Source organism: Mycobacterium sp. (genome assembly GCF_965277065.1).
GTDB lineage: Bacteria > Actinomycetota > Actinomycetes > Mycobacteriales > Mycobacteriaceae > Mycobacterium.
Genome location: NZ_CBDIBT010000019.1, coordinates 1,264,751 through 1,285,693, shown reverse-complemented (window position 1 = coordinate 1,285,693; position 20,943 = coordinate 1,264,751). Strand labels below are relative to the sequence as shown.

The 20,943-nt window shown below is 65.8% G+C and carries 18 protein-coding genes and 2 pseudogenes; 5 read left to right on the top strand and 15 right to left on the bottom strand.

Features of this window, described 5'->3' with window-relative positions; all coding sequences use genetic code 11:
- Position 1 precedes the first annotated feature (1 nt).
- The 7 genes and pseudogenes from ACQY5A_RS23495 to ACQY5A_RS23465 form a co-directional block, all read right to left on the bottom strand.
- Complete coding sequence (locus ACQY5A_RS23495) at positions 2-1,222, bottom strand: PPE family protein (protein WP_428342662.1); 1,221 nt, start codon at positions 1,220-1,222, stop codon at positions 2-4.
- A 422-nt stretch (positions 1,223-1,644) separates the two neighbouring features.
- A pseudogene (locus ACQY5A_RS23490) lies at positions 1,645-2,936 on the bottom strand (pyridoxal phosphate-dependent aminotransferase).
- A gap of 35 nt (positions 2,937-2,971) precedes the next feature.
- Positions 2,972-6,030 (bottom strand): annotated as a pseudogene (locus ACQY5A_RS23485) ((Fe-S)-binding protein).
- A gap of 180 nt (positions 6,031-6,210) precedes the next feature.
- Positions 6,211-6,621: a hypothetical protein gene (locus tag ACQY5A_RS23480; RefSeq protein ID WP_428342661.1), complete on the bottom strand. Its 411-nt coding sequence runs from the start codon at positions 6,619-6,621 to the stop codon at positions 6,211-6,213.
- A 2-nt stretch (positions 6,622-6,623) separates the two neighbouring features.
- Entirely contained in the window at positions 6,624-7,049 is a 426-nt protein-coding gene (locus ACQY5A_RS23475) for a hypothetical protein (RefSeq protein WP_428342660.1), read from the bottom strand.
- Positions 7,050-7,098: 49 nt separating this feature from the next.
- Positions 7,099-7,563 carry a hypothetical protein gene (locus ACQY5A_RS23470; RefSeq protein ID WP_428342659.1) on the bottom strand — a complete coding sequence of 155 codons (465 nt, stop codon included), beginning with the start codon at positions 7,561-7,563 and terminating at the stop codon, positions 7,099-7,101.
- A 15-nt stretch (positions 7,564-7,578) separates the two neighbouring features.
- Positions 7,579-8,508, bottom strand: coding sequence for an LLM class F420-dependent oxidoreductase (locus tag ACQY5A_RS23465; RefSeq protein ID WP_428342658.1), 930 nt, complete (start codon positions 8,506-8,508; stop codon positions 7,579-7,581).
- 143 nt (positions 8,509-8,651) lie between these two features.
- Between ACQY5A_RS23465 and ACQY5A_RS23460 the strand changes: the two genes are divergently transcribed.
- Positions 8,652-9,305: a DUF1345 domain-containing protein gene (locus ACQY5A_RS23460; protein ID WP_428342657.1), complete on the top strand. Its 654-nt coding sequence runs from the start codon at positions 8,652-8,654 to the stop codon at positions 9,303-9,305.
- A gap of 440 nt (positions 9,306-9,745) precedes the next feature.
- Here the strand turns inward: ACQY5A_RS23460 and ACQY5A_RS23455 are convergent, their stop codons facing one another.
- The 5 genes from ACQY5A_RS23455 to ACQY5A_RS23435 all read right to left on the bottom strand — a co-directional run bounded on the left by ACQY5A_RS23455 (position 9,746) and on the right by ACQY5A_RS23435 (position 13,670).
- Positions 9,746-10,312, bottom strand: coding sequence for a hypothetical protein (locus ACQY5A_RS23455; RefSeq protein ID WP_428342656.1), 567 nt, complete (start codon positions 10,310-10,312; stop codon positions 9,746-9,748).
- An 85-nt stretch (positions 10,313-10,397) separates the two neighbouring features.
- Positions 10,398-10,853, bottom strand: coding sequence for a PPOX class F420-dependent oxidoreductase (locus ACQY5A_RS23450; RefSeq protein ID WP_428342655.1), 456 nt, complete (start codon positions 10,851-10,853; stop codon positions 10,398-10,400).
- Between the two features lie 23 nt (positions 10,854-10,876).
- Complete coding sequence (locus ACQY5A_RS23445; RefSeq protein WP_428342654.1) at positions 10,877-11,536, bottom strand: enoyl-CoA hydratase-related protein; 660 nt, start codon at positions 11,534-11,536, stop codon at positions 10,877-10,879.
- Positions 11,521-12,165 carry a TetR/AcrR family transcriptional regulator gene (locus ACQY5A_RS23440; protein WP_428342653.1) on the bottom strand — a complete coding sequence of 215 codons (645 nt, stop codon included), beginning with the start codon at positions 12,163-12,165 and terminating at the stop codon, positions 11,521-11,523. The genes ACQY5A_RS23445 and ACQY5A_RS23440 overlap by 16 nt, the downstream gene beginning before the upstream one ends.
- 29 nt (positions 12,166-12,194) lie before the next feature.
- Complete coding sequence (locus tag ACQY5A_RS23435) at positions 12,195-13,670, bottom strand: amino acid permease (RefSeq protein ID WP_428342652.1); 1,476 nt, start codon at positions 13,668-13,670, stop codon at positions 12,195-12,197.
- Between the two features lie 262 nt (positions 13,671-13,932).
- On the opposite strand from ACQY5A_RS23435, the gene dnaK reads away from it, so the two are divergent.
- The 4 genes from dnaK to ACQY5A_RS23415 are packed head-to-tail and all read left to right on the top strand — an operon-like array spanning position 13,933 to position 18,029.
- The gene (gene dnaK / locus ACQY5A_RS23430) at positions 13,933-15,795 is read left to right on the top strand and encodes a molecular chaperone DnaK (protein WP_428342651.1); all 1,863 of its coding nucleotides are present in this window, start codon (positions 13,933-13,935) and stop codon (positions 15,793-15,795) included.
- Entirely contained in the window at positions 15,792-16,433 is a 642-nt protein-coding gene (gene grpE / locus ACQY5A_RS23425) for a nucleotide exchange factor GrpE (protein WP_428342650.1), read from the top strand. The genes dnaK and grpE overlap by 4 nt, the downstream gene beginning before the upstream one ends.
- A 40-nt stretch (positions 16,434-16,473) precedes the next feature.
- Positions 16,474-17,649: a molecular chaperone DnaJ gene (dnaJ, locus tag ACQY5A_RS23420; RefSeq protein ID WP_428342649.1), complete on the top strand. Its 1,176-nt coding sequence runs from the start codon at positions 16,474-16,476 to the stop codon at positions 17,647-17,649.
- On the top strand, positions 17,649-18,029 hold the full coding sequence (locus ACQY5A_RS23415; RefSeq protein ID WP_428342648.1) for a heat shock protein transcriptional repressor HspR: 381 nt from the start codon (positions 17,649-17,651) through the stop codon (positions 18,027-18,029). The genes dnaJ and ACQY5A_RS23415 overlap by 1 nt, the downstream gene beginning before the upstream one ends.
- An 83-nt stretch (positions 18,030-18,112) precedes the next feature.
- On the opposite strand, the gene ACQY5A_RS23410 is transcribed toward ACQY5A_RS23415, so the two are convergent.
- The 3 genes from ACQY5A_RS23410 to ACQY5A_RS23400 are packed head-to-tail and all read right to left on the bottom strand — an operon-like array spanning position 18,113 to position 20,879.
- A complete protein-coding gene (locus ACQY5A_RS23410; protein ID WP_428342647.1) occupies positions 18,113-19,003 on the bottom strand; it encodes an aldose 1-epimerase in 891 nt (296 codons plus the stop codon).
- A gap of 17 nt (positions 19,004-19,020) precedes the next feature.
- A complete protein-coding gene (locus tag ACQY5A_RS23405) occupies positions 19,021-20,184 on the bottom strand; it encodes an FAD-binding oxidoreductase (protein ID WP_428342646.1) in 1,164 nt (387 codons plus the stop codon).
- 11 nt (positions 20,185-20,195) lie between these two features.
- A complete protein-coding gene (locus tag ACQY5A_RS23400; protein ID WP_428342645.1) occupies positions 20,196-20,879 on the bottom strand; it encodes a GAP family protein in 684 nt (227 codons plus the stop codon).
- Between the last annotated feature and the right edge of the window lie 64 nt (positions 20,880-20,943).

Here is a 20,943-nt window from a genome sequence, read left to right as displayed (position 1 = left end):
CTCAGCCACCGGACAGCGGACGTCCCATGACCGTCAAGCGGTTTCCGTAGCGGGGCCCGTGACCGAACCCGCCGGACTTGGCGCCGGACGCGCCGGGCATCCCCGGCATGCCGGCCGGGACAGCGTTGGTGCCGCCGCCAGTGGGGCCCACCGCGTTGGTCCAGCCGCCGCCCGCGTACGTCACACCGCTGTGGTTGGCGACCTGGGCCGCTGCCGTCCATGACGGCGGGACCGACAACTTGCCGACCAGTGCGCTGCCCGACGTGTTCACCGAGACGCCCACGTTCGGTGCCGCGGCGGGCAACGGCGCCGGCGGCTGTGGCGTGATCAAGCCGGTCACGCCGGCGCCTCCAGGCGTTGACTCGACGCTTGGTTGCAACGAGTTGATGTCGGCCAAACCGCTGGTGATCGCGGGTGTGACGAGCGCGGGGCTGACGTACGAGCCCGACACCACACCGTTCACCAAGGAGGAGTTCAGGAACATTCCGAAGGAGTTCCCGTCCGCGCCATCCAGGAAGTCGAGGAAATCGCCGAACGCACCTTGCGGGCTTGCCGCCGCGGACAGCGGCGAGGTGAGTTGCTTCAACGCCGACGGAACGCTGGAGACGGTCTGCTGCAGTGTCGACTGCACGCCTGAACCGGTGCTGGCCGTATTGGCCTGCGTGACCGCCGAACCCTGCATCGCCTGGGCGGCGGGATTCGACGTCTCCGGCGGCGGCGTAAACGCCTTGACGGCCGCGGCTGTGGCCGAACTCCCGGCGTAGCCGTACATTGCCCCGGCGTCCTGCGCCCACATCTCGCCGTACAGCGCCTCGTTGGCGGCGATCGCCGGGGTGTTCTGGCCGATGACGTTGGTCGCGACCAGCATCGCCAGCTGCGCCCGATTGGCCGCGATCTGCGGCGGGGGGACCGTCAACGCGAACGCGGTCTCGTAGGCGGTCGCGGCGGCCGACGCCTGGGCCGCGGCGTGCTCGGCCTGCGCGCCGGTCGTGGACATCCACGTGATGTACGGCGCGACGGCGGCGGCCATGGTTGCGGACGTCGGGCCGCGCCAGTCGTCGTCGGCCAGGACGTTGATGGTGGCCTGGTACTGGTTGGCTGCCGAATCGAGCTCGGCGGCGAGTAGATTCCAGGCCGCCGATGCCGTCCGCAAGGGTGCCGACCCCGGGCCGGAATACATTCTGCCAGAGTTGATCTCAGGTGGTAGAGCGCCAAAATCCATGGTCAGATGTCCAACTTCGACGGCGTCGAGGTACACGATCGGTTGCGGTCGGCCGTTGCTGCGGGCGACTGTGCCTGCTGTGCAACAAACAACATCGCAACTCTCCTTTCGGTAAAAGCTGATCTATACAGATCCACTGGTGCGGGACTGGTGTTATTACGCGGGGTGCGCTGAGGTTCGCCGGGCATCAACCATCAGTCGACACGCCGCACCCCCCCGTGATCAGGTCCGGTGCACCGCAGAACAACTCGTGCAGCCACTACGGTGTGGCAGACCAATAAGGCGGAAGCATTGGCAGAGATGTAACCCATAGTGCGCCTAACCTTCATTATGGTGCGCGGTCTACGGCCAAATTCATAGAAAGTTCAAACTTTCCTGGCCGGATCTGCATCTGGACCGGTCGGCTCGCGGGGCGCCCAGCGCTACTGGCGGTAGCTGGCCAGGAAGTTGCCCAGCCGCTCGATCGCGCGGGCAAGATCGCGCGACCAGGGCAGTGTGACGATTCGCAAGTGATCCGGTGCAGGCCAGTTGAATCCGGTGCCCTGGGTGACGAGGATCTTCTCCTGCAGCAGCAGGTCCAGCACGAGCTGCTCGTCGTCGACGATCTCGTACACCTCGGGGTCCAGCCGTGGAAACGCGTAGAGCGCCCCGGCGGGTTTGACGCAGGAGACCCCCGGGATCTCGTTGAGCTTCGACCAGGCGACGTCGCGCTGCTCGAGCAGGCGCCCGCCGGGCAGAACCAGGTCGTCGATGCTCTGATGACCGCCCAGTGCGACCTGAATGGCGTGCTGGGCAGGAACATTTGGGCACAGCCGCATATTGGCCAGCAGATGAATGCCCTCGATGAAGCTGCTGGCGTGGTCCTTGGGGCCGGTGATAGCCAGCCAGCCGGCCCGATAACCGGCCACCCGGTAGGCCTTCGATAACCCGTTGAACGTCAGGCACAACAGGTCCGGCGCGACCGAAGCCAGGCTGATGTGTTGGGCGTCGTCGTAGAGGATCTTGTCGTAGATCTCGTCGGCGAGCAGCAACAGCTGATGCTTGCGTGCCACATCGGCGATCTGGGTGAGGACTTCGCGGCTGTAGACAGCGCCGGTCGGGTTGTTCGGGTTGATCACCACCAAGGCCTTGGTGCGCTCGGTGATCTTGGATTCGATGTCGGCGATATCCGGTTGCCAGCCCTGGGTTTCGTCGCACAGGTAATGCACCGGAGTGCCGCCCGCCAGCGACGTCGATGCCGTCCACAACGGGTAGTCGGGCGCCGGAATCAGAATCTGATCGCCGTTGTCCAGCAGGGCCTGCAGAGTCAGCGTGATCAGTTCCGAGACACCGTTGCCGAGATACACGTCGTCGACGTCGAAACGTGGAAAGCCGTCGACGAGTTCGTAGCGGGTGACCACCGCGCGCCGCGCCGGCAGGATGCCCTTGGAGTCGGAGTAGCCCTGCGCGTAGGGCAGCGCTTGGATCATGTCGCGCATGATCACGTCGGGCGCATCGAAGCCGAACGGCGCGGGGTTGCCGATGTTCAGCTTGAGGATGCGGTGACCCTCGGATTCCAGCCGGGCGGCATGATCGTGTACCGGCCCGCGGATCTCGTAGAGCACGTCCTGCAGCTTCGATGACTGCGCAAACGTGCGCTGCCGCGGCTGGTGCCCCGCGTTCTGCCATGGCAGCTGGTGGGTGGTCACGTCACCATGGTGCCACGGTTGTCTATCTAATTAATAATTCGTCCGACGGCCTGATCAGCGCTTACCCGGTGGACGGGCGCCGCGGGCGACGCCCAGACCCTTCACTGGAGCCGCCGGCGCAGCGTCCTCGCCGTCGTTGCCGCCGCCGTCGGCAGGCGCGGATTGCGGCTCGGCCTTCGCCTCGGGCTCGGGCTCGGACTCCGGTTCCGGCTTCGACTCCGGTTCGGCTTCGACTCCGGGGTTCGGACGTCGGCTCCGGGGCTGCCGGGGCCGGGGACGCCGAAGCCTTCTTGGCCCCGGGCCGCTTGGCCCCAGCGGCGATGCCCAGTCCCTTGACCGGTGCGTCCGGCGCCTTGGCCTCGGCGGCCTCCGCAGGTTCGGACTTCTCCTCGGGCTCCGCGTCGGGCGCAGTCGGCGCTGACGCTGCGGGCTTCTCGGCGGTCTTCTTGGCTCCGGGGCGCTTGGCCCCGCCGGCAATGCCCAGCCCCTTGACGGGCGCAGCGGGTGCTGCGGATGCGGACTCGGTCATGGCTTCGGGCTCAGCTGCCGGGCGGATTCCGCTGCAGCATCGGGCTTTTCGGCGGTCTTCTTGGCTCCGGGGCGCTTGGCCCCGCCGGCAATGCCCAGTCCCTTGACCGGAGCTGCCGATGCCGTCTCTTCGGCGGGTTTCTCGTCGGATGCCGGCGCCGCCTTCTTGGCACCGGGCCGCTGTGCGCCCCCCGCCAGTCCCAAGCCCGTGACCGCCTTGGCGGATTTGTCCTCGGCCGGTGCGGCGGCCTCTGACTCCGGAGCCTCCCTGGCTGGGGCGGTCGCGGCGGCCGTAGACGCCTTCGGCGCGGCTTTCTCCGCCTCTTCGGCGCGCTCAGCGGCCTTCTTGGCGGCCGAACCCTTCTCCGGCAACGTGACGGTACTGGTGTCCAGCGACTCGAGCAGCAGCTGCGCGACGTCGCGAACGTCGACGCCTTCGCGGCCAGCCGCCTCCTGGCGGTCGCCCACACCGTCGGTGAGCATCACCCGGCAGAACGGACACGCAACGGCGACAGTGGTGGCGCCGGTGGCCAGCGCCTCGTCGACGCGCTCGTGGTTGATCCGCTTGCCGATGTGTTCTTCCATCCACATCCGCGCACCGCCGGCACCGCAGCAGAAGCTGCGGTCGGCGTGCCGAGGCATCTCGGTCAGCGTCGCACCGGCTGCGCCGATCAGCTCGCGAGGCGCCTCGTAGACCTTGTTGTGCCGGCCTAGGAAACACGGGTCGTGGTATGTGACGTCTTGGGGAGAGGCCGGGCTCACTGGTACCAGTTGCTTGTCGCGCACCAGCCGGTTGAGCAGCTGGGTGTGGTGCAGCACGGTGTAGTTGGCGCCCAGCTGCTTGTACTCGCGACTCAGCGTGTTGAAGCAGTGCGGGCAGGTGACCACGATCTTGCGGTCGACGGTCTCCACGCCCTCGAACAACCCGTCCAGGCTCTCCTTGGCCTGCGCGGCCAGCTGCTGGAACAGGAACTCGTTGCCGGAGCGGCGGGCCGAGTCGCCGGTGCAGGTTTCGCCCGTGCCCAGCACCAGATACTCGACCCCCGCGGTGGCCAGCAGCTCTGCGACGGCCTTGGTGGTCTTCTTGGCCTTGTCGTCGTAGGCGCCGGCGCAACCGACCCAGAACAGATACTCGAAACCGTCGAAGCTGTCGACGTCCTCGCCGTAGACCGGGACGTCGAAGTCGACCTCGCTGATCCAATTGGTCCGGTCGGCGGCGTTCTGCCCCCACGGATTGCCTTTGTTCTCAAGGTTTTTGAACAACACCGAGAGCTCCGACGGGAACTCGGACTCCATCATGACCTGGTAGCGGCGCATGTCGACGATGTGGTCGATGTGCTCGATGTCCACCGGACACTGCTCGACGCAGGCGCCGCAGTTCACGCAGGACCACAGCACGTCGGGGTCAATCACGCCGCCTTGTTCGGCGGTGCCGACCAGAGGACGGGTCGCCTGCTCGGGGCCCGAGCCGGTGATCCGGCCGAAGCCGGACTCCGGCACGTGGTGTTGGTCGGCTTCCTTCTCGCCGACCAAATCCTCGCTGAGGCCGCCCTCGGGCGTGCCCTGGAGCGCGCTTTCTTTTTCGCCAAGAATGTAGGGCGCCTTGGCCATCCAGTGATCGCGCAGGTCCATGATGATGAGCTTGGGAGACAGCGGCTTACCGGTGTTCCAGGCCGGACACTGCGATTGGCAACGTCCACACTCGGTACAGGTGGCGAAGTCGAGATTGCCTTTCCAGGTGAAGTCCTCGATCTTGCCGCGCCCGAAAATGGCATCGTCCGGCGGGTTTTCGAAGTCGAGGGGCTTGCCGTCGGCCTCGATCGGCAGCAGCGGGCCCAGGGCGTCGGGTAACCGCTTGAGGGTGACGTTGACCGGCGCCAGGAAGATGTGCAGGTGCTTGGAGTGCAGCACGATGAGCAGGAACACCAGTGCTACCGCGATGTGGGCGAGCAGTGCGATGGTTTCGATCCACTCATTGGCGGCGGTGCCCAAAGGGTGCATGAGCACGCCCATGCCGTGTGAGAAGAACGCCCCCCAGCCGTAGGGGAAGTTCCCGGTGTTGACGGCGGCGCCGCGGAAGATCGAGTAGCTGAAGATGACCAGGAAGATCATGAACAGGATCAGCCAGGCGCCACCGGTGTGCGAGCCGTAGAACCGCGACGAGCGGCCGTACTCCTTGGGTTCGGAGCGCAACCGAATGATCGCGAACGTGCTGATGCCGGCTAACACGCCCAGGGCGATAAAGTCCTGCAGGAAGCCGAGCGCGTCCCACCGGCCGACGATCGGAATGTGGAAGTTCGGGACGAATAGCGTGCCGTAGGCCTCGATGTAGACCGTGATAAGGATGAAGAAGCCCCACATGGTCAGAAAGTGCGCGACACCGGGGACAGACCACTTCAACAGCCTGCGCTGTCCGAATACCTCGGCGAACTGAGTCCAGATCCGTGTGCCGATTTGGTCGGTGCGACCGGTGACCGGCTGCCCGGACAGTGTGAGTTTGACCAGCCACCGCACCCGGCGCGCGGCGAGCAAAGCGATGACCGCCGTCCCGCCCAGTCCGACAACGAGTCTGATCAGCATCTGCGTATGCACGGAGGCATCTCCCCAAATCCGATGTTACTGACGGGTAACTAGATCAATGCTACTCGCCGGTAACCTAACGTCTGCACCTGCTCAAGCCGTGTAAGCCTGCTCATAGTGACATCCCCGATGGGCCTGACGCGACGAAGGATGCCCTAAGTTGACCGTCGCCGTCTTCGGAGCGTTGTCGACTCAGAAGTGCGGTATCGGCGGTATTGGGGGCAAATTGCTGCGCCGCCAGTGGCGGCGAGGATGTTGCGATGTCCACGTGTCGCTGGGTGGCACAGGTTCGATGGTGACGTCGGCCGTTGTCGGCGAGGTCGGCTCGGTGGTCGACGGGGTGGTGGACGCCGTGGTGGTACGCGACGACGTCGGCGTCGACGTCCGGGTGGTGGTAGGCGCGGGCGCGCTGCCCCCGTTGCCTCGCGCCAGTACGGTCAGGCCGTAGATGATGATCGCGATCAGCACCACCACCGCCAGGCCCCACAGGGCGAGAACCCACCGCTTCAGGTACCAGGGCGACAGGCTTTCGCTGACGCCGAAACGCTCGGTCTCGTCAACGGCCCGCGAATCGTCGTCGTACGGAGGTCGGGAGCCACTCACAGCTAGGGCGTCCCGCCGTCGTGGTGATGGTGGTGATGGTGGCCTTCGTCGACCGTCGTGGTGGTCGTGGGAGGCGTAGTGACTGTGGTGCTCGGCTGCATGCTGGACGGCGGGAGGGTCGCCGTGGTCGTTTCCGGCGGCGCGACCGGTCCGGTGGTCGTGGTGACCTCGGTGGAGGTGGTCGACGTCATCGTCGATGTCGTCGGCGACGTCGGGGTTTGCCTCGTTCCGCCGGTGCCGTTGGTTTGGTCAGCCAGGACGTAGAGCGCCAACCCGAGCAGGATCGCGACGAACAGGCCGAATACGACCAAAACGATCGGATTGCGGTACCACGTGCTCCGCTTCGGGGACCCTTGCTCTTCGCCGCTGTAGTCGTAGTAGCCGGTCGGGGCTTCGCTGGGATCGTCGGGAGGTTCGTAGCCGCTCACGTGCGCCGATCCTAGCCTCGGACCCTGAACGGTTTGCGGCGGCCGCGGCTCAGGAGAGGTGCGGTAAGTGGAAGTGGTGGTGATGGCGTGGCGGTTCAGCCGGGGCGGGGGAGTTGTTCGCCGGTGGGGGCACCTCCTGGGGTGTCTGCTCGGGCGTCTCGGATGGTGGCAGGGGTGTCTCGGTGGTGGTCGACGGGGTAGTCGTCACCGGCGAGGTGGTGGAGGACCGGGCGGGCGTGGTCGACGACGTGGTCGTGGCCGGGCCGGTGGTCTCGCCGCCGCCACGGGACAGCTCGACGAAGCCGTAGATGACCAACGTGACCAGCAGCGCGACCATCAGCGCCCACAGCGCCAGCAGCACGCGATTGCGATACCAGGGCTTGGATGCGCCGTCGGATGGCCCGTCCTCGGCGACGCCGGGCGGCTCGTGCTCGAGGACCTGCTGCCAACCGTCGGCGTCGTATTCGGCCATCCGTGTCGGCTGATCGCTCGGGTCGTCGGGAACGCCAGTCACGCCTGAAATGCTACGTCAGAGCTGTCGCTGCACTTCGTCGGCGAAAAGCGCAAGGTGTTCGAGGTCGGACATGTCCAACAGCTGCAAATACACCCGCTGCAGGCCGATCTCGGCGAACGGGGCGAGCTGATCGACGATCTGGTTGGGCGTGCCCGCCAGTGGAGAATTGGAGCGCAGCTCGTCGACTTCGCGGCCAATGGCGGCGGCTCGCTTGGCGATTTCGGCGTCGTCGCGCCCGGCGCACACCACGAAGGACGCGGAGTACACCATCGAATCCGCGGGCCGACCAACCGCATCGACGGCCGCACGGACCCGGTCGAACTGCGTCGTGATGGTCTCCAGCGACGCGAACGGCACGTTGTATTCGTCGGCGAATGTGGCCGCCAGACGCGGCGTCTTCTTGGCGCCCGATCCGCCGATGATGATCGGCGGATGCGGCCGCTGCACCGGCTTGGGCAGCGCGGGCGAATCGTTGACCGCGTAATGCGCTCCCGCGTAGTCGAACGTCTCACCGACCGGGGCGGTCCACAGCCCGGTGATCAGCTCGAGCTGCTCGGTGAGCCGGGCGAATCGCTCGCGCAGCGGAGGAAACGGGATCGCGTAGGCCAGATGCTCCTTCTCGAACCAGCCGGTGCCGATCCCGAATTCGACACGCCCGCTACTCATTTCGTCGACCTGGGCCACCGAGATGGCCAGCGGTCCGGGGTGGCGGAAGGTCGCTGACGTGACCAGCGTGCCCAACCGGATCGTCGAGGTCTCTCGGGCGATGCCGCCCAGCGTCACCCAGGAGTCGGTCGGCCCGGGCAGCCCGTCGCCGCTCATCGCGAGGTAGTGGTCAGAACGGAAGAACGCCGAGAACCCGAGCGATTCCGCGGCTTGCGCGACCGCGAGCTGGTCGGAGTAACTGGCGCCTTGCTGCGGTTCAACGAATACCCGAAAGTCCACGAGCGCCACATTAGGCGGCGTTGCTTAGAGCTGCCGATGAGTATCGACCGCGGGCGCTCGAAGCGCCGGGCGTTGTTCACCTGCTATACCGCGTCATTCGATGAGCTGAGCTGACCGGCCGCAATGGTGGTTAGGTCAGGATCGTGAATTCCCTCGCGAAGTTTTTCCGCGACACCGTCGCGGTTCGGATCTTGGTCTCGGTCGCGCTCGGTGTCGTCGTCGCACTGGTGGTGGGCAACACGGTCGGCTGGCGATTCGCGCTCACCGGTTGGGTGGCCGCGGCCGCGCTGTATGTGGTGTGGACGCAACGCATTCTGGTTGGAATGGATGCTGAGCAGACCTGTCGATGGGTGACCCGGGAGGACCCCACCCGGTGGCTGGCCGACGTGGTGGTCCTGACGTCGAGCGTCGCGAGTCTGGGCGGTGTCGGCTACGTGGTGGCTGCGGGATCGAAGCTGTCTGGCAGCGGTGCGTTGGAAGCCGCGATCGTCGGGGTGCTGACGGTCGCCGCGTCGTGGTTTGCGGTGCACACGTTGTTCACCGTGCATTACGCGCGGCTCTATTACTCAGATGAGCCGGGCGGCATCAACTTTCACGATCCGAACCCGCCGCGTTTTCGGGATTTCGCGTATCTCGCCTACACCGTCGGCATGACGTTCCAGGTCTCCGACACCGAGATCGGGTTGACCACGATCAGGGCGACGGTGCTGCGCCACGCGCTGCTGTCGTATCTGCTCGGCGCGGTGGTTCTGGCGGTCACGATCAACTTGATCGCGGGACTCGGCTCCAGAATCTGATCTGGCGTCGGCATCCAGAACATAAGTGACGGCCGGGGCAGCGCATTTCCGCTGTGCAATCCGCCGCAAAACATGCGGTTCAGGCCTATTATTGGGCATCATCCGCAAAGGCAAGACGGTGTGGGTTTCCGCGTAGCCGACTAGGCACTCGAGTCCGGGGAGGCACCCGCAACATGAACCTCAAGCTCTTCGCCGCCGCGGCGGCGATCGCCGTCGCCATGTCAGGACTGACGAGCGGGGTAGCGATTGTCAACGCCGCCCCGTTGGACCCGTCCCCGCCTGCCCCGGGCTCCCAGCCGGATCCGGGTGGGCCACCGCGGGGTATTCCAGCCGAAAAATGCTGGCGGTATGGGCGCACCGGGGCGGGAAATGGCCAAGCCGGCGGCGGGATTCCGCTATATCCGCCGCCGTGCAAAGGAACTTACTGACTGTTCGCCGGCCTAGAAGGTGTCGACCTTCTCGATGCTGACGAACATGCCGTGGCCGGTGTGTTCGTTGGTGAACCGGGTGCCGCTTTCGGTGGCCGCGATCGTCCAGCCCGCCGCGTCGTAGGTCAGGTAATCGATTGTCACCGTAGGGATATCGCCGAGGTTGCCCAGCACCCATTGCACGTCGCCGTTGGCGGTGATGTTGACTCCGTTGGCGCGTTCGCCGTCTTGTATCGGGGAATTGGTGAACTGCGCCTCGCAGCCGACGCTGTCACTGTCGATCTGGCAGCGGGTCTGGCCGGATTTGGTTGCGATGAAGACGTGCCCACTCTGGTCGGGCGACAACGGGATCGCGCCGGCGGGCGGGTTGCCGGTGGAAGGCGCCGGACCCGACGGGCTCGGCGAGGGGATCGGCGGCTTGGCTTTCGGGAACGACGGCTCGGTGGGGCCGGAGCCCGGCGAACCCACCGGGTTGCCGGGCGTGGTGGAGTGACATCCGCTGAGCAGGGCAGCACCGAGCATCAGGCCGACCAGCAGCCGGCCACCTGTTCGGGGGGTCTTGACGTCACGCGGAAACATGGCAAATCAAGGGTACGCACGAGGCGCCGCAACCGACCGCAGTGACGCGCCCGGCAACGCCGGTTTCACCGGTCACAATGGGCCGTCACTTCGGCGGAAACCCGCCCGTGGCCACCGGGCCCCAGCGACGCGGCGTCACGCGGATCACGCACTTGCCCTGGCTCAGCATCGCGCTGCGGTATTCGTCCCAGTCGGGGTGCTCGCCGGCGATCGCGCGGTAGTAGTCGACCAACAATTCGACCGCGTCGGGCACATTGATCGCCTCGGCGTCTCCATCGATCTGCACGTACGCGCCGTTGAACTCATCGGAGAGCACGACCACGCTGGCTTTGGGAGTGCGCCGGATGTTGGCGCTCTTGGCGCGCTGCGGGTAACTCGCGATCACCAACCGGCCATCTTCGTCGACGCCGCCGGTCACCGGCGAACTCTGCAGAGAGCCGTCCGCGCGAAAAGTGGTCAACACCATCCGATGTCGCGGCCGGACGAAATCGAGCAACTCGGACAGGCCGACTTGCTCGGCCGTCGCCATTTTGGGAGCCATGACTCCAACGTAACCGCGCGCGATCAGTGGCTGGTGGTCAGCGTCTTCGCCGCCGGGCCGAACATCGCCTGCTTGATGGCGCCCAGCGTGCCCTGGTCCTTGCCGTTGAGCGGGCGCAGCAGATCGACCGCCGCAGCCGTCACCGCGCCCTCACCGGCGACGGCGTCGACGATGCCCAGGCTGACTGCCTCGTCGCCGCCGAAGCGTCGCCCGGTGGTCATCGAGGCGACGGCGGCCTGCGGCGCGAGCTTGGCCTGGATCAGCGCGGCCATACCGGGCGTGAACGGGATGCGGATGTCGACTTCGGGGAAGCAGAAGTAGCCGCGGTCGGAGCGCATCACCCGAAAGTCGTGCGCCAGCGCCAGCATTGCTCCGGCGCCGAATGCGTGACCGACCACCGCGGCCGACGTCGGGATCGGCAGGGTCAGAAAGCGGGCCAGCATGCCCTGCACCTTCCCGACGTACCAGGTTGTCTGATCGCCGTGTCCAAGCAGCCAATCCAGGTCCAGACCGTTGGAGTAGAACTTGGCGCCGCCGGTGGTCACCAGTCCCTGCGCGTCCGAGCCGACTATCTCGTCGAGGTGGGTGTCGACCTGGTCGAGAAATTCTGGCGAGAAACGGTTTTCGTCGTCTCCGAGGTCCAGAACGGCAATCTTGTCTTCGTAGCTCAGGCTGAGTCCCACGATGTTTTCCCTTTCCTCAGAGGCGGCGGTCCCACGTCGAGGACAGCACGGACCGCTGCCCGCAGGTGTTCTCGGGCGGTTGGATTGGCCCACCGGTGCCTGCGCAACACGATGGCGGTGGGCAGGTCGACGATGCAGGTGGTGATCGTGTCGACGGCACGCGCGTCTTTGCGGTCCCAGAGGTTGACCGCGAGCCGGATCATCAAGCCGACCAGCAGCCGTTGGAGATCGCTCAACTCTGCCGCGACACCGTCCGGCAGATCCGAATCCAGCAACTCCTCGCGGGATACCGCCCACAGCACTGTCGAAGAGTCGGGATGTTGCTCGGCGAAAACCACCGGGGCCTCCGCGGCGGCCACCACCGCGGCGACCGGCGCCGGTGGCCCGGTCGCCAACAGGGCCTGATCGACCAGCGCGTTCTGCACGTCGAGGAACCGTCGCCCGGCCCGCAGCCAGGCGCGGCTCATCAACCCCGCGCGTGACCCGAACGTGTGGTATAGCGCGCCGTTGGAAACACCGACGGCGGCGCTGACGGCGCGGATGGTGACCGCGGCGGGCCCTGATGCCACGGCCAATGACTCGACGGCGTCCAGCACCCGGTCAGGTTCGTAGACGCGGGGGCGGGGCACCCCGAAACAATAACAGAGCGAATGCTCTGTTAGTCCGGTGCCAGTTCCGGAACGTCTGCGGTCGGCTCGCCGAGTTCGGCCGCCGCGCTGGTGACGCGGTTGCGGACCAGGAACCAGCCGCCGGTCAGGGCGGGAACCGCGGCGACGAGAGCCGCGATGACCCACGGCCCCTTCTCCGGGTCGAGTGCCATCAGGATCAGGACACCCAGTAGGAAAGCCAGCGTGACGTAGCCGCTGTATGGGGCGAAGGGCATCTGGAAGTGTGGTCGCTGCAACGTCCCGGCCTTCACCTTGCGGTAAAACCGAAGTTGGCACAACACGATGGTCGCCCAGGCCGCCAGAACGCCTACGGCGGCGATGTTGAGCACGATTTCGAAGGCCTGGCTTGGTTTGACCGCGTTGAGCACCACGCCAAACAATCCGATGGTCGCGGTCAACAGGATACCGCCATATGGCACACCGTTTTTCGACATCAGCCCGGTGAACTTCGGGCCGCTGCCATTCACCGACATCGACCGTAGAATGCGACCGGTGGAATACAGCCCGGCGTTCAGGCTCGAGAACGCGGCGGTGAGGACGACCATGTTCATCAGTGAGCCGGCGCCGCTGAAGCCGATCTTGGAGAAGAAGGTGACGAATGGGCTCTCGCCGTGCTTATAGGTGGTGTAGGGGAGCAGCAGGGCCAAGAGCAGGACTGATCCGCAGTAGAAGACCGCGATGCGGGCAATCACCGAGTTGATCGCCCGCGGCATGACTTTCTCTGGGTCCGCGGTTTCCCCGGCCGCAGTGCCGACCAATTCGACTGCGGCGTAGGCGAATATCACCCCAGAGGTGACGAGCACTAACGGCAGCAGGCCGGTCGGCAGGAATCCACCATGGTTGGTCCACAGGCTGGGCCCGGTGGTCTGGCCTTGGATCTTGAAGCGGCCGGCCAGAAAGACGATGCCGACAACCAGAAAAGTAATCAAGGCCAGCACTTTGATCAGCGCGGCCCAGAACTCGAACTCTCCGAAGGCCTTCACCGAGATCAGGTTCACCGACACCACGGCCACCAGGGCGATGAGTGCGAGTGCCCATTGTGGGACGGCCTGGAACGCGGTCCAGTAGTGGAAGTAGCTCGCGATCGCGGTGCTGTCCACGATCGCCGCCATTGCCCAGTTCAGGAAGTACATCCAGCCCGCGACGAAAGCTGCTTTTTCGCCGAAGAATTCGCGGGCGTAAGAGACGAACGAGCCCGATGCCGGGCGATGCAGCACCAGTTCGCCGAGAGCACGCAAGATCAGGAAGACGAAGGCGCCGCAGATTCCGTAAACCAGGAACAAACCGGGCCCCGCGGACGCCAGCCGTGCTCCGGCGCCCATGAACAACCCGGTTCCGATCGCGCCGCCGATCGCGATCATCTGCATCTGGCGATTGCTGAGGTCGTGGTGATAGCCGGCGTCTTCGCGGGCGAACGCGGCATTTCCGTCCGCGGCAGGCTCGGGGGTGCTGGGCGGCGGAGGCATCGATTTCCTATCGTCGTGGGGCAACGCTGCGGCGCTGGGCACGACCGCTTAGGGGCTGGTTGGCGAAACTATCCCACGGTGTGATGTCCGCCTCAACAGATGGGGAACAAACTCTGGGGTGACCTCGTTGAGCCCTGTGACAACATTGAGTGACACAGACTCAACCCTGGCTTGACAACGGTCTACCGTTGAAGGCAATGTTGAGCGAGGTTCACTCAGCAGCGTAGTGCATACGAAGCTCGATTATCAGGGAGGATTAACTATGGCTCGTGCGGTCGGTATCGACCTCGGGACCACCAACTCCGTCGTCGCAGTACTCGAGGGTGGCGACCCAGTCGTCGTCGCAAACTCCGAGGGTGCAAGGACGACTCCATCCGTCGTGGCGTTCGCGCGCAACGGCGAGGTGCTGGTCGGCCAGCCCGCCAAAAACCAGGCGGTGACCAACGTCGATCGCACCATTCGCTCGGTCAAGCGCCACATCGGCACCGACTGGTCGGTGGAGATCGACGGAAAGAACTACACGGCGCAGGAGATCAGCGCTCGCGTTCTGCAGAAGCTGAAGCGCGACGCCGAGAGCTACCTGGGCGAGGACATCGCCGACGCGGTGATCACCGTGCCCGCCTACTTCAACGACGCCCAGCGTCAGGCGACCAAAGAGGCCGGCCAGATCGCCGGTCTGAACGTGCTCCGGATCGTCAACGAGCCGACCGCGGCCGCCCTGGCCTACGGCTTGGACAAGGGCGAGAAGGAACAGACCATCCTGGTTTTCGACCTCGGTGGTGGCACGTTCGACGTGTCGCTGCTGGAGATCGGTGACGGCGTGGTCGAGGTCCGCGCGACTTCCGGTGACAACCACCTCGGTGGTGACGACTGGGACGACCGGATCGTCACCTGGCTGGTGGACAAGTTCAAGAGCAGCGCGGGCATCGACCTGACCAAGGACAAGATGGCCATGCAGCGGCTGCGCGAAGCGGCCGAGAAGGCCAAGATCGAGCTGTCCAGCTCGCAGAGCACCTCGATCAACTTGCCCTACATCACCGTTGACGCGGACAAGAACCCGCTGTTCCTCGACGAGCAGTTGACCCGGGCCGAATTCCAGAAGATCACCCAGGATCTACTCGACCGCACGCGGCAGCCGTTCCAGTCGGTGATCAAAGACGCCGGCATCGCGGTCTCAGAAATCGATCACGTTGTGCTGGTGGGTGGTTCCACCCGGATGCCTGCGGTGACCGAGCTGGTCAAGGAAATGACCGGCGGCCAGGAGCCCAACAAGGGTGTCAACCCCGACGAGGTTGTCGCCGTGGGTGCCGCGCTGCAGGCCGGTGTGCTCAAGGGTGAGGTGAAAGACGTTCTGCTGCTTGACGTCACACCGCTGAGCCTTGGTATCGAAACCAAGGGTGGCGTGATGACCAAGCTGATCGAGCGCAACACCACGATCCCGACCAAGCGGTCGGAGACCTTCACCACAGCCGACGACAACCAGCCGTCGGTGCAGATCCAGGTCTTCCAGGGTGAGCGTGAAATCGCTTCGCACAACAAGCTGCTCGGCTCCTTCGAGCTGACTGGTATCCCGCCGGCCCCGCGCGGAGTCCCGCAGATCGAGGTCACCTTCGACATCGACGCCAACGGCATCGTGCATGTCACGGCCAAGGACAAGGGCACCGGCAAGGAGAACACGATCAAGATCCAGGAGGGCTCCGGCCTTTCCAAGGAGGAGATCGACCGGATGATCAAGGACGCCGAGGCGCACGCGGACGAAGACCGCAAGCGTCGAGAAGAGGCGGACGTCCGCAACCAGGCCGAGACGCTGGTTTACCAGACGGAGAAGTTCGTCGCTGAACAGAGGGGCGCAGCGTCCGAGCCCGGCGGTTCCAAGGTTCCCGAGGACACGCTGAATAAGGTGGATGCCGCAGTGGCAGAAGCCAAGACGGCGTTGGAGGGCACCGACATCGGTGCCATCAAGACCGCCATGGAGAAGCTCGGCCAAGAGTCGCAGGCTCTCGGTCAGGCCATCTACGAGGCCACCCAGTCCGAGCAGCCCGCCGGCGGCGGCGAGCCCGGTGCGGGCGGTGCCGACGATGTTGTCGACGCGGAGGTGGTCGACGACGACCATGAGGGCCAGTGACCGACGGCAATCCAGAAGAACCGTTGGTCGTCACCGACAAGCGGCGCATCGATCCTGAGACCGGCGAAGTACGTCACGTAGCTTCGGGTGCCGTCCCTTCGGGGGCGGCGCCGGCGGGCCACAGCGCAGCCAGCGACGAGAAGATCGCCGAGCTGACCGCTGACCTACAGCGGGTGCAGGCCGACTTCGCCAACTACCGTAAGCGGGCACTGCGTGACCAGGAGGCTAGCGCCGAGCGGGCAAAAGCCGCTGTGGTGAACCAATTGCTGGGCGTGCTGGACGATCTCGAGCGGGCACGTAGTCACGGAGATCTGGAGTCCAGCCCGCTGAAGTCGGTCGCCGACAAACTGGTCGGTGCGCTGACCGGTCTTGGGTTGACGGCTTTCGGCGCCGAGGGCGATGACTTCGACCCGGCGCTGCACGAGGCCGTGCAACACGAAGGCGACGGCGGCGAGGGCTCCAAGCCGGTCATCGGCAACGTGATGCGGCAGGGCTACAAACTCGGCGAGCAGGTGCTGCGGCACGCGCTCGTGGGAGTCGTGGACACCGTCGCGGACAACTCTGGGCCCGCCGACACAGGCGATAACGAAGCGAACGAGGGTGAGCAGCACGCAGAATCAGAACCGTCGGGAAAGTAGCGACGGCAGGACTCTAGGCAGGCGGAGGAGGTGACGCGCTATGGCTCAACGTGAATGGGTCGAAAAGGACTTCTACAAAGAGCTGGGCGTCTCCTCTGACGCCAGCGCCAAAGAAATCAAGACGGCGTACCGCAAGTTGGCATCCGACTTGCATCCGGACAAAAACCCGGACGGGGCCGAACAGTTCAAGGCGGTCTCCGAGGCATACAGCGTGTTGTCCGACGAGGCCAAGCGGAAGGAGTACGACGAGACCCGTCGGCTCTTTGCCGGCGGCGGATTCGGTCGTCGATTCAACGGCGGCGGTGGCGGCGGCGATTTCGCCGGTGGTTTCGGCGGTGACGGCGCTGATTTCAACCTCAACGACTTGTTCGACGCGGCCGGGCGCAGCGGCGGCAACAACATCGGCGACTTGTTCGGCGGACTGTTCGGCCGCGGAGCTCAGCCTCGACCGAGCCGGCCGCGCCGCGGCAACGACTTGGAGACCGAGACCGAGCTGGACTTCTTGGAAGCCACCAAGGGTGTGGCGATGCCGCTGCGGCTGACCAGTCCGGCGCCGTGCACCAACTGTCACGGCAGTGGTGCCCGGCCGGGCACCAGCCCCAAGGTCTGCCCGACCTGCAACGGCTCGGGCGTAATCAACCGCAACCAAGGCGCTTTCGGCTTCTCCGAGCCGTGCACCGACTGCCGGGGCAGCGGGTCGATCATCGAGCACCCCTGCGACGAGTGCAAGGGAACCGGTGTCACCACCCGCGGCCGCACCATCAACGTCCGAATTCCGCCCGGTGTGGAAGACGGGCAGCGGATCCGGTTGGCCGGGCAAGGCGAAGCCGGGTTGCGTGGCGCGCCGTCGGGAGACCTGTACGTCACCGTGCATGTGCGGCCCGACAAGGTGTTCTCCCGTGACGGCGACGACCTCACCGTCACCGTGCCGGTCGCATTCAGCGAATTAGCTTTAGGAACAACGCTTTCCGTGCCGACACTGGACGGTAAGGTCGGTGTCCGGGTGCCCAAGGGGACGACGGATGGTCGCATCCTGCGGGTACGTGGGCGCGGAGTGCCGAAGCGTTCCGGCGGGCAGGGCGACCTCCTGGTCACTGTCAAAGTGGCGGTCCCGCCCAATCTGGAGGGCGCTGCCAAGGAGGCGCTCGAGGCCTACGCGGTCGCCGAGCGGTCCAGTGGTTTCGATCCTCGTGCCGGTTGGGCGGGTAATCGCTGATGGCCAAGAGCGCAGGAGAATCCAGCGCGCGAACGTTTCTGATCTCGGTGGCAGCCGAGCTGGCCGGTATGCACGCGCAGACGCTGCGCACCTATGACCGGCTCGGCCTGGTCAGCCCCAGCCGCAGTTCCGGCGGCGGCCGGCGATATTCGCAGCACGATGTGGATCTGCTCCGCGAGGTACAGCGGCTGTCTCAGGACGAAGGCGTCAATCTGGCTGGCATCAAACGGATTATCGAGTTAACCAATCAGGTCGAGGCGCTGCATTCGCGGATGAAAGAGATGGCTGCCGAGATCGAGGCGCTGCGGGCCAACCAGCGGCGCGACCTCGTGGTCGTGCCGAAGAGCACCGCCGTGGTGGTCTGGAAGCCGCGCCGTTAGACGCCGCGGATCGCCGCGAGACAGAAGCCAGGGCAGGTGCCGTCGCCTATTCACGACCCTGATCTCTGTTTCGCGCGTCTATGTCAGACCCGGATCGAGAACTGAGCGATGCCCCAGTCGCCGGGCTGCGCTGATCGGTAGCCGCCGCGGCGCAACGCATCCGTCGGAGCCGTCGTCGGCTCGAAGCACACGACGTTCTCGCCGGGCGGGGCGAAGATCTGCGCTGCCGGATAACCCTTTTCGAAGTGGACTTCGATCCGACGGCCACCGCCCGACGCCGCGAACGCCGAGCCTTCGGAAACCTGGTCGTATCCGTCGTCAAAAGTCCTGTCGCCCAACGCTTCACTGAGCGCCGGCTGGACAACCGCCTCCCCGGTGGGCAGTCCTTTGTCGTCGAGCGTCAGGTGGCGCATCGTCGGAGTTTCGATCACCCACTGATCGCGCGGCACGTCCGGCAGCTGCAGGTACGGGTGGAATCCAAAGCACAACGGCACTGCGTCTTTACCGGTCGGGGTCACGGCTACGCGCAACCGCAAGGTCCGCTCGAACAGCGTGATGGTCAGCGCCAGCCGATGCGGAAACGGGAAGCTGGCCAGCAGCTCCTCATCCGAGGTGAAGTCCACCTCGCCGGTGAGCTCGTGCCCGGACTCGTGGGTCACCCGCCAGTTGGGAAAGGCGGCGAGCACGCCGTGGATCGGCAAGCCGTTCGGATCGGTCCGCACCCCGTACTCGCCGTCGGTCAGCGTGACCGTTGTGCCTTCGGCTTCATATGTGTTGGCGCCCAGCCGATTTGCCCACGGATACAGCAGGGGTATACCCATCGTTTTACCGTTGGCCACATAGGCGTCCAGTCCGCGGCGTTGTCCGAGCAGCTCGGCGCCCGAGTCGGTCAGCGAGATGCCGATCATGCCGGCCTCCGGCACGAACTGGGCCTCTACCGGTGATGCCGGGTCGCTCAGCGTGACGGTGCGCACCCGATGAGCCTATGCGATCAGCGGGACAACGGGTCGTGATGGATTCGCTCCGGCGGCGCACCTTTGGCGATCAGCGTGTCCTTGGTGGTGCGGACCATACCCGGTCCGCCGCAGATCAGGATCTGGCGGTCGCCCCAGTTGCCGTATCGGGTGACGACGTCCATCAGTTTGCCGGTCTGGCGGACGTGCAGGCCGCGCGGCGGCGTCACGTCGGGGTAGTCGGCGGCCCACGCGGGATCGCCTTTGAGTTCGGAGACCGGAGTCACCGACAGCCACGGGTTGCTCGAGGCGATCTGCCACAAGGTCGGCAGGTCGTAGAGCTCGCATGGGTAGCGGGCGCCGAAGAACAGGTGGACGCGCGGGTTGTCGCCCCAGCGGGCGAGGTCCATGACGATCGAGCGCAGCGGCGCAAGCCCGGTGCTGCCCGCCACCATCAGCACGTCGCTCCCGTCGCGGTCGACCTGCAGGGCGCCGTGCGGGCTGGACAGCCGCCACCGGTCACCCGCCCGGGTCTCGTTGACGATGGCGTTGCTGACCAGCCCACCCGAGACCACCCGGACGTGAAACTCGACGGCGCCGGTCTCGTCCGGCGGAATGGCCGGCGTCATGTATCGCCACCGCCGCGGGCATTGCGGCACAGTGACATTGACGTACTGGCCGGCGTGACAGGGCATGGGATTGTCCAATTGCAACCGGACGACGGCCAGGTCGCGGGAGACCCGGAGATGCTCGACCACCGTGCCGTCCCACCAGGCCGGCCCATCTTCCGCCTCGGCGGCCCCGCTCATCACCCCGGTGATCAGGTTCAGCGATTGCCGGGCGGCGGCGTCGACGGCGTCGGTCCACCCGTCGGCGAGCGCGTCGTGCAGGGTGGCGTACAACGCTTGCCCCAGCGTCTCGTAGTGCTCGGGCAGCACCCCGTACTTGCGGTGGTCGCGACCCAGCTGGGCCAAAAACGCCACCGGCTCTTCGGACCGCTGAGCGACCAGTTCGCCGTACAGCCATTTCAGCGCTTGGGCGAAGGCGGCCCGCTGGGCGGCCATGTCGGGCGGGAACAGATCGCGCGGGGAGGCGTCGAAGGAGAACCAGCGAGTGTAGAACCGGCCGATGAGCCCGTTGGCGTCGTCAGGATCCACGGCGGCATGCAACACCGCCAGTGCATCCCGGTCGTTGAGGCTCACGGCCGCCGAGTTTAGGCGTGGTGCAGCAGCGGATGGATGCCGTTGTAGACCACCATCGCACCGATCAGCACGAGGATGGCTGCCAGCAACATGGCGTTGTTCTTTTCCATCCACTCCTTGAGCCGCGCCATCGAATTGTCGAGGCGATGACCGGCAGCGGCGTAGGCGAGGACGGGAATTGCCACCGACGATGCAGCGGCGACGACGAAGATCACCGCAGCCGTCCACTCGTCGGCGACCGAGAGCCCGTCACTGCCGATGGCCAAACCGGCCAGCGCGCACATGATCAACACCTCGAGCCTGACTACCACCAGCACCAGCCCGGTGATCGCCGCGCGGCGGGGCGTCATGGTTTCAAAGGCACGCATCCACTTCGGCGATTCGGAGTGACCTTCCCGGGACAGCCAGCGGTAGACCCCGAACGCGATCAGCGCCAGGCCGAGGACGATGCGCAGCCACGACGCCCAGGTCGGTGGCGACTTACGTAGCCCGTCCAGCGCGTCCGACGACGAGGCGAAGACCGCGGTCAGCGCGGACAGACCCAGTACCCAGCTGCCGAGGAACGCGAGCCCCGTCGGCCGCGGTCTGGGCGTCTGCAGCACCAGCACCGCCGGAATGATCGACAGCGGCGAGATCGAGATGACCAATGCCAGCGGAATGAGCGTGGTCAGCACTGAGCCCAAACTTGCGGTCACCGGCTGATCTTCGCATCGACGGCCGGCCTGCGTTGAGGGGATGCACCCTCTTGACAGGTAGGAA

Bases quoted from the DNA above. Each gene is read 5' to 3' on its own strand.
- ACQY5A_RS23455 (WP_428342656.1), bottom strand. From the start codon at position 10,312: ATGTTTCCGCGTGACGTCAAGACCCCCCGAACAGGTGGCCGGCTGCTG.
- dnaJ (WP_428342649.1), top strand. From the start codon at position 16,474: ATGGCTCAACGTGAATGGGTCGAAAAGGACTTCTACAAAGAGCTGGGC.
- ACQY5A_RS23450 (WP_428342655.1), bottom strand. From the start codon at position 10,853: ATGGCTCCCAAAATGGCGACGGCCGAGCAAGTCGGCCTGTCCGAGTTG.
- dnaK (WP_428342651.1), top strand. From the start codon at position 13,933: ATGGCTCGTGCGGTCGGTATCGACCTCGGGACCACCAACTCCGTCGTC.
- ACQY5A_RS23495 (WP_428342662.1), bottom strand. From the start codon at position 1,222: ATGGATTTTGGCGCTCTACCACCTGAGATCAACTCTGGCAGAATGTAT.
- ACQY5A_RS23435 (WP_428342652.1), bottom strand. From the start codon at position 13,670: ATGCCTCCGCCGCCCAGCACCCCCGAGCCTGCCGCGGACGGAAATGCC.
- ACQY5A_RS23415 (WP_428342648.1), top strand. From the start codon at position 17,649: ATGGCCAAGAGCGCAGGAGAATCCAGCGCGCGAACGTTTCTGATCTCG.